Raw genomic sequence first — 9154 nt, 5'->3', positions numbered from 1 at the left:
GCCCCCACTACCTTTCCGGACTGCGACTGGCAGGCTGAGGAAAGAATGGTGAGTGACAGAAGAAGTAACAGCGGTATATTTTTCATTTCAGGTATAAAATTTTCCCGCTATGGCGGGTGGGTGAGGATTATTATTGGTGATTATATTCGTTCAGGGCTTCATAGAAAGCGGTTATGTTCTCCATCGGCACTTCGGGCGGAACGTCGCATCCTGATGACAGAATGAAATTCTTCCATTGGCTGGTTTTCTGCAACAAACTCAGGGTTTCTTGCTTGATTTTCTCGGGACTTGCCATTTTGAAGATGCCTACGGGGTCTATATTTCCCATCACCAGAATGTCTTCGGGGCATTCCTGCAGGACACCTACCATGTCTATCTTGTTGCCGAAGTGCAGTCCGGCTGCTTTGGTTTCAATCATGGCGGCGGTGCAATGGCCGGTGTTGCCGCAATTGTGCAGTATGATCATGAAGTGGTCGTCTTGCACTTCTTCCACAATGCGGGTGATGTAGGTGGAAGAGAAGGAGGAACAGTCTTCGTTGGATACCAGTCCGGCTGCCGGCTCGGCTATGATGACTCCGTTCACTCCGGTTTCCTTCATTGCACGCAGGTAGGAGATGATGAACTCGGTACATTTCTCTAATAAAAGGCGTATAGTGTCAGGTTCCATATAAAGGGCCATCATCATTTCCGACATGTCGTACAGGCGTCCGGCGAGGGAGAAGGGGCCGATACAGCCGCCGAATACGGGCTTGTCCGTGATGAACTCTGCCGCTAGCTTGTTGGCTTTCAGATATTCGGGCATGCGTCCGCTGTGGATGGAAGGCACTTGCAGGGCGGAGATGGAAGCATGGTCCTGCACCAGTCTGCCCACTACGTTGGGAACTTCATTTTCGGTAAATACAATTTCCGCACCAAAACATTCGGCTTCCACCGTCAGGTCCATGATTACCGTGGAGGCTGCTGCCGGATATGCTTCATTCAGTTTCCGGATGGCCTCAGCATGTATTTCTCCGTTGGTGACGGCCTTTTTTACGGTCTTGCCGCACAACTCGATACCGGGGTGCGTCATAATGGGGATGGCTATTCTTTCGGGGCTGGCCATCACCTCGCGGCACCATTCTTTCATGTTTCTCATATTCTTTTTTCCTTTCTTTTGTAACATTGTTTATTGTTGCATATTTCACAACGGTAGGGCTGGGGGCGCAGCTTTTTGCCTAATCCTATGAATCCACTGATGGACTTGACCGGTGACATGAGGAATGAGTCCGACAGGACAATTCCGCAAGGTTCTGGCGGGAAGAATGAAAAGAGCTTCTGTTGTTCGCAGATGTTCCACCCGCAATAGCCCGGACTGTAGGGGAGCGTATGGAAAAGTTTGCTTTCGGTTTCTAGTTCTTTGGCAAGTAAGGCACCACAGGCTTCGGCTATAACGCTTCCGATAGAATCGGCTATAAACTCCTTGACGATGTTATCCTGCGTTTTAAGAGTGTGCAGGTAAGCATCATATTCTTTTCCGGCAGTTGCAACAAACAGGCACACCTGCGTCATTCCTTGCAGGTAAGAGCCTATAATGCCCCCTGTGGTGAACCCGGTACCCTCTCCTGCGGCGAACCCGGTATCTCCGACTTCTATTTTCTGTCGGGATACCTGCCGGGCTTCCAATACCCGGAACATATAGCGGGGGAGGCATAGGGGGGCTATTTCCGAATATGTCTCAGCTATAAGTTCACATGTATAGCTGTCGGGAATAGCTCCCCTGTATCCCATAGCCTGATATATTTCCTCTTGGGAGATATCCAAAGCCTGTAGCCCTACTTGCCCTTGTTTTAACATCTTCCTAATACCCTTTTTACTAATACCACTGCGCCATTGGCATTGGAGCTGTATCCGTCGGCTCCGATTTGCATGGCGAACTCCTCGCTTACGGGGGCTCCGCCTACCAATACTTTCACGTTTTGGCGCAAGCCTTCGCTATCCAGTGTATCGATTACCTCTTTCATGTAGCTCATCGTTGTGGTGAGCAAGGCCGACAGGCATACGATTTGCGGATTGTACTTCCTGACCGCTTCTACAAACTGCTGACCGGAGATATCTACCCCCAGGTTAATAACTTCGAAACCACATCCTTCCAGCATGGAAGCCACCAGGTTCTTGCCGATGTCGTGCAGGTCGCCTTTCACGGTTCCGATAACCAGTGTGCCCAATGAAGCTCCCGATGCATCCTTCAGTCTCGGTTTCAGGATTTCAAGACATCCTTTCATGGCACGTGCGGCCAGCAACAGGTTGGGTACAAACGCTTTTCCTTCTTCAAAACGTTTTCCTATCTCTTCCATTCCTTTTATCAGGTAGTTGTTGATGATATCCTGGGCATCCATTCCTATTTCAATAGCTCCGTTGACGATGGCTTTGGCATCTTCCAGTTTTCCGGCAACAATGGCCTCTTTCAAATTCGTTAAATCGTTCATGGTATTATTGTTTTAATTGTTTCTGTGCAACTTCTATAAATGCTAATATATTCTCAAACGGAGTGTCGCCCTCTACCGAGTGGGAGGGAGAGAAGATATATCCGCCCTCTTTGCCCAGTTCGAGCAGGCGTTCCGATTCGGCAACTACTTCTTCGCGTGTTCCGAAGGGAAGTATCTTCTGCATGGACAGACCTCCATGGAATGCCAGGCGGCCGCGATAGCGGGGCAGGATGTCATATACATCCATTACTTCCGGCTGGAAGGGGTTGAAGGAGTTCAGGCCTATGTCTACCAGGTCGTCGAAGAGTTCGTCCACGTCACCGCAGCTATGTATCATTACATATTTTCCGGCGGCACGCACGTGGCCGTACATACGTTTGAGGCGGGGATATATGAATTCTTTCCAGATGTCGTATCCCATGATGAGACCTTTTTGCTGTCCCCAGTCGTCGCCGAAGTATACGGCATCAATGTCATATTCCAGTGCTTTGTCCACTTGGGCCAGGTTGTAGTCGCAGATGGCATCTAATAGCTGGTGTACGAATTCGGGGTTGATGATGAAATCCATCAACAGATTCTCCATGCCACGCATGGTCCATGCGCGTTCGTAGAGGGAGAAACCAATCTGGAAGCAGCGGAACATGTCCGGCTTGGCGGCTATTTCAGACTCTATGTTCGCAAAGAAGCGAGGGTCCAGCGGATTAGGGAAGGTGTATCCTTCTAAAGTAGGTTCGGGCAGCACGATACTCTTTACATCGCCGATGTCTTTGTCGATGCTTCTGTCCCACACTACCTTGAAGACATCTTGATAGAGATCACCGCCGAGATGTTCAAAGAAACCGATGTCGCTGCCTAATTGAAGAACGTGGTTGCCCAACACCACATCCAGGTCTTCTACACCATAATATTTTTGCAATTGTTCTTTGGGCTCTTGCGTGAATTTAAAAGACCAGGGCACATAAGGAGGTTTTTGACCGTCCAGTATCATTTTTATGACTTCCCGTTTTGTTTTACTGTTTTGCATATTACATAAAATTTAGTGATTAACAAATCTAACTCTGCCGATTGCAAACATACTGAAGATTAGCCCAAAGCCTTGGCAATACAAAACCAAAAAATGACACTTTTCATTCATTCTGCACATTCCTATTGGGGGTGGGGTGAGAATGAAAAGACACTATTCTGTCATTTTTAGTGTTTTTTTGCCAGAATACCCCTTTCAATCTTTATTCTGACCTTGGTTTATAGGGGAAATGATTTTAATTCATAAATTTGTGCCGATTGTTTGCGCTAATGAAAAACATATTCTTATGAGAAAAGTAATACTAATGCTGTTCTTCTACTTATTCTGTTCCGGGGGGCTTTGGTCACAACAGATTAAGCATTATAATAATAATTCGGGCTTGTCGCATAATACGGTGATGAGCTTGTTCCAGGATAGTAAGGGTTTTATGTGGATAGGAACCAAGAATGGTTTGAACAGGTTCGACGGGCATGACTTCAAGATTTACCAGCGTGGCGACTCGGTCACAGAGCTCCGGAACAGTATGATATACTGCATTACCGAGGACAGGGAAAAGACACTATGGATTGCCACTGATAAAGGAGTCTCCCTCTACAATCCTTTCACAGAAACTTTCTCAAACTTCAATAAACAGACGGATAAGAATGAGAAAGTGGAAGGTTATATCAATAAGATTTTTATAGATAAGGCGGATAGAGTCTGGATACTTTCGGGCGAAGGATTGTTTCTTTACAAGCCGACGGAGGACAAACTATATAATTTGAGGGAGAAGTTTGCTCCTTATACGGATTACTCTCCCTGGGCGTTGTTTGTGGATGATGACGGAGTGGCTTATCTTGGTTTTCCTAATATAGGAGTCATTAAGTATGATATAGAGGCTGATAAAACGACCTATCTGACTCATAACAATAATCTCCCTACCGTTATCTGCGGATATAAGGATAAATATATCCTGTTTGGAACCAGGGATAAAGGGCTGTTCCTCATTGATAAGGAAACCGGCGAACAGGAAAAACTGCTGATTGATGAATCGCTGAACTCCGACGTGTATGTGCGCCATATCGCAGAGATTTCAAAAGATGAATATTGGATTGGCGCCGAAAGTGGAATTTATGTGTTGAAGAATGGCACGACGCAACACATCATCCATGAAGACTACAACGACTTATCTATTTCCAATAATGCCATCTATGCCATCTGTAAGGATAAGGAGGGTGGAATCTGGATAGGGAGTTACTTTGGTGGTGTGGATTATATCCCTAAACAATATTCCTATTTTGAGAACTTCTATCCCATAGCTTATAAGAATTCCATCAGTGGATACAGAGTAAGGGAATTTGTGAGCGACAAGAAAGGAAACCTATGGATTGCTACTGAAGATAACGGACTGAATTATTATGATACGCATACCGGCCTCTTTACCCATATCTCCGAGAGAACCCAACCGGTGAATATCTCTTTCAGTAATATTCAGTGCCTGAATCTGGCGGGAGACAAGCTATGGATTGGCACATTTACCAAAGGAGTGGATGTGCTCGACCTGAAAACCAACCGTTGCAGGCATTACGAAAAGGACGGAATGCTCAATTCCATACTCAATAACGATATCTTTGCCATCTATACCGACAGCCGGAATACAACCTGGGTGAGCTCCACTACTGAGCTCTATACATACGTTCCCGAGATAGACGGTTTCAGGAAGTTCGAGCCTATGAGTGGCACGTTTATCAGCGACATACTGGAGGATGTGAATGGTTGCATCTGGTTCACGACATACAATATCGGAGTCATCAGGTATAATCCGGATACGAAGGAGATAAAACGCTTCCGTTATGATGTGGGGAACCCGAACAGCCTTTGCTATGATCGTATCACCTGTGTCTTCCAGGACAGCAAGCAACGTTTGTGGTTTGCTTCCGAGGACAACGGTTTCTGCCGCTATAATGAGAACGACGGTACTTTTACGCGCATCACCACCAAACAGGGTCTTCCCAGTAATGTGGTTTATAAGATATTGGAAGATGATAATCAACGCTTCTGGTTGAGCACCAGCAACGGCTTGGTAAACTTTAATCCTGAAACGATGAGTGTAGAGGCGCTGTACAATCTTCCCAACGGATTGCGGAGTAAGCAGTTTAACTATAATTCCGGTATCAAGACGGAAGACGGAACTCTTTATTTCGGGAGTATAGACGGATTTGTAGCCTTCAACCCCAGGAATTTCCACCCTAATGAAAATAGGTATTCTGTGGTGTTGACGGGGTTCTATATCTTCAATCAGGAGGTGAAGGGAGAGGCTACTAATAAGATACTGGATAAGGCAATTCCTTACGCCAACAGCATCAACCTGAACTATGACCAAACTACATTTAGTTTCAGTTTCTCGGCTCTGAATTACTCTACCGAAGGAAATGGAAAGTATGCCTACATGCTGGAAGGAATTGACAAGAAGTGGAGCTATGTAGACAATGCATTCAGGATATCTTATAACAGCATACCACCCGGTGATTATATATTCCATATCAAGTACTCGAAGGATGGACGTGACTGGAGTGATACGAATACGACCGTCAGCATCAGCATCATCCCTCCACTGTGGCGAACATCCTGGGCTTATGCGCTGTATACCATTCTGATTATGGGTATTTCCTTTTTTGCCATCCGCCTGTATGTATTGAAGAAGAAGAGGCAGGTGGAAGAAAAAATGGCCCATCAGGAACAGGAGAAGAAGGAAGAGATTTATAAAGCCAAGATAGACTTCTTCACCAATGTGGCGCATGAGATACGTACTCCGATTACGCTTATCAAGGCTCCACTGGACTATATCTTAACTTCTAATCCGGACGAGCATGAGACGAAGGAGAACCTGATAACGATGGAGAGGAATACGGACCGGTTGTTAGTGCTGGTGAACCAGTTGCTCGATTTCCGCAAGATAGAGTCCAAAGCCTTTACGTTGTCATTGAAGGTGCGTAACATCAATGTGCTGGTGGCTAATACCTTCAACCGCTTTGTGCCCACAGGCAAGCGGAAGAAGCTGGAGATGATACTGGAAATTCCTGATCCTGCCGTCATGGCATTGGTGGATGAAGAGGCGATAACCAAGGTGTGCAGTAACCTCTTTAATAATGCCGTGAAGTATTCGGCTACGTATATCAAAGCTATACTTTCGGTGAGTGAAGATTCACGTTATTTCCGGATTACGGTGAAGAATGACGGTACGCCCATTCCGCAGGATATGCGCGAACGTATCTTTGAGGCTTTCTTCCAGTTGAAAGGGGCTCATCCTACGCAACCGGGTTCGGGAATCGGACTTACGCTGGCTTCTTCGCTGGTGCAGTTGCATAACGGGAAGCTATATCTGGACGAGGAGGCTGAAGATACGTCTTTTGTAGTGGAAATACCTACCAATGCATCAGCCGATGCGAGGCAGGCTGAAGACGATGCTTTGATTGAGGAACCCATAGCTGAAGAAAGCAATGTATCGACAGTAATGCTTGAGGATTCATTCTCGGCTAAGGATGTTGTGCTGGTGGTGGAAGATAACGAGGAGTTGCAGTCGTTCCTTTCCGTACAGTTGAGCAAGTATTACAAGGTACTCACTGCCAATAACGGGGTGGAGGCTATGGAGATACTGAAAGACCAGATTGTGAATCTCATCATCTCGGACATCATGATGCCGTTGAAGGATGGTCTTGAGTTGTGTAATGAGATAAAATCGAACCTTGAGACCTGCCATATTCCGATTATCTTGCTGACGGCCAAGACAACGCTGAATAACAAGATAGAAGGACTGAATAGCGGGGCGGATGCTTATATAGAGAAACCGTTTGCCATGCCCCATTTGCTGGTTCAGATTAAGAACCTGCTGGAAAGTCGTATGAAGCTCCGGCAGAACTTTGCCAATAGTCCTTATATTGCTACTAATAGTATGGCGCAAAATAAGGCGGATGAAGATTTTTTGAATAAACTGACGGAAGTTATCAGGCAGAATCTGGATGATGATACGTTCAACATTGATGACCTGGCACGGGAAGTGAATATGAGCCGCACCAGTCTGCACCGCAAAATAAAGGTGATTACGGAAATGACTCCGGGTGATTTCATCCGCATTATTCGGTTGAAGAAGGCTGCAGAGTTGTTGCTGGAAGGGGAATATCGTATTAATGAAATCTGTATGATAGTGGGAATACGCTCGCTGTCGTATTTCTCAAAGAGTTTCCAGAAGCAGTTCGGAGTGCTTCCGAAGGACTTTGCCAAGAGCCATGTGAAACAATGATGATTTGGTACATAAATTATTATTTATGTACCAAATCATTTTTCAAACATTACTAAGAAAACTGTTTTGCATACTATTGTTTTGTTGCTTTTTTGATTACTTCGATTTCCTGGGCGGAATATGGGGTATGGTCTCCTTGGTAGATATCATGTTGCCATGCTCCGGTATAGGGCAACTGTTCCGGGCGGTGTCCCCAGCACAGGTGGGTTTGTGTCTTTCCGTTCACCAGTCCCCATATCATGCTGCCCACATTCGCTTCCTTAAACATAGGGAGGATTTCAGGGATAGTGGAGTGCGCCACGCGGTTCATCCATTCCGTGCAGATGGTGGGACGGCATGCTTTGAGATGTTCTTTCATTACTTTCCCGGTTTCTTCTTTTGAGGCATAGCAGTGGAAGGTGATAATGTCCGAGTTGGCGGTCAGGAAGTCGTTCAACTCCTTGTTTCCATTCCATAAACCGGAGGTGATGGGCTGTATGGGGTTTACCTCACGTGCCCAGGTAAATACTTTGCGGAGCAAGGGCCAGCTTCTTTCGGGCATGGTGGTATTGGTGGGTTCGTTGTATAAATCCCAGACAAAGATGCGCGGGTCGTCCTTGAAGCGGATCATGACTTCTTTTACGTACTTTTCCAGTTTGCCGTGGGTACGTTCGTCCACGACCATCGAATAGCCGGGTGATGGAGACCAGGCCCAGGCATACCAGCCTTCCAGTGGCTCGGGTTGTTTGCCTACTGTGGGGTCTGTATTGACACCGAAAGCACAGTCATCAAAGAAGATGGGCATCACTTTTACGCCGTATTTGTTGCAAATGCTAAGGAAGCGGTCGAGGGTGCGTATGAAGTACGCTGGGTCTTCCTCATATACTGCATATTGCATTACGACGCGTGCGCAGTTCATGCCGAGGCTTTTCATTAATTTCATCTCTTTCTCTATTACTTTGGGTGAGAAAGAGGTTTTATCCCACATGGCAGTGTAGTTGATGGCGTCGGCAGGAATATAATTCACACCGCAGTACCACGGATTCTCTTCGCCCCATTTACGGGCTTGTTCTTCGCTCCATACTTTACCTTGGGCAAAAGCGGAAATAGCGGTGGTGAGTGCCACACATACGCAGATTAATAATTGTCGCATATTCATGATATTATATATTTAAGTTCGGTGCAAATGTAGGTGAAACTTTTTTCTTCGGATGACGCCAGCTTTTCAGAAAACAACAGCATTCGACCAATTTGGAGGGAGATGGGGAATTTCTTCTATTATCGCAATGAAAGAAGTTCAAACAGCATCGTGGCGAAGAATCTATTTCGATGCGGTTAGTATAAAACGTATTAGAAAGGAAGGAAATTCAGTTGACAAGGATACGAGTTGACAAGGGAACAAGGGGC

At 46.1% G+C, this 9154-nt stretch carries 6 protein-coding genes; 1 reads left to right on the top strand and 5 read right to left on the bottom strand.

What is annotated here, in order from left to right; genetic code table 11:
* Positions 1-130: 130 nt before the first annotated feature.
* Genes QZ135_RS23595 through QZ135_RS23580 form a run of 4 tightly spaced genes read right to left on the bottom strand, consistent with a single transcriptional unit; the run spans position 131 to position 3489 of the window.
* On the bottom strand, positions 131-1135 hold the full coding sequence (locus QZ135_RS23595) for a uroporphyrinogen decarboxylase family protein (RefSeq protein WP_294615388.1): 1005 nt from the start codon (positions 1133-1135) through the stop codon (positions 131-133).
* Positions 1132-1833 carry a vitamin B12 dependent-methionine synthase activation domain-containing protein gene (locus QZ135_RS23590; protein WP_294615386.1) on the bottom strand — a complete coding sequence of 234 codons (702 nt, stop codon included), beginning with the start codon at positions 1831-1833 and terminating at the stop codon, positions 1132-1134. Before QZ135_RS23590 ends, QZ135_RS23595 begins: the two co-directional genes overlap by 4 nt.
* A complete protein-coding gene (locus QZ135_RS23585) occupies positions 1827-2465 on the bottom strand; it encodes a corrinoid protein (RefSeq protein WP_294615384.1) in 639 nt (212 codons plus the stop codon). Before QZ135_RS23585 ends, QZ135_RS23590 begins: the two co-directional genes overlap by 7 nt.
* Positions 2466-2469: 4 nt before the next feature.
* Entirely contained in the window at positions 2470-3489 is a 1020-nt protein-coding gene (locus QZ135_RS23580) for a uroporphyrinogen decarboxylase family protein (RefSeq protein ID WP_294615382.1), read from the bottom strand.
* A gap of 286 nt (positions 3490-3775) precedes the next feature.
* On the opposite strand from QZ135_RS23580, the gene QZ135_RS23575 reads away from it, so the two are divergent.
* Entirely contained in the window at positions 3776-7768 is a 3993-nt protein-coding gene (locus QZ135_RS23575; protein ID WP_294615380.1) for a two-component regulator propeller domain-containing protein, read from the top strand.
* Between the two features lie 73 nt (positions 7769-7841).
* Here QZ135_RS23575 and QZ135_RS23570 read toward each other — a convergent pair whose 3' ends face one another.
* Positions 7842-8900, bottom strand: coding sequence for a glycoside hydrolase family 2 TIM barrel-domain containing protein (locus QZ135_RS23570; RefSeq protein WP_294615378.1), 1059 nt, complete (start codon positions 8898-8900; stop codon positions 7842-7844).
* Positions 8901-9154: the final 254 nt, after the last annotated feature.

The organism is uncultured Bacteroides sp. (genome assembly GCF_905207245.1).
GTDB lineage: Bacteria > Bacteroidota > Bacteroidia > Bacteroidales > Bacteroidaceae > Bacteroides.
This window is presented reverse-complemented; position numbering and strand designations above follow the sequence as displayed.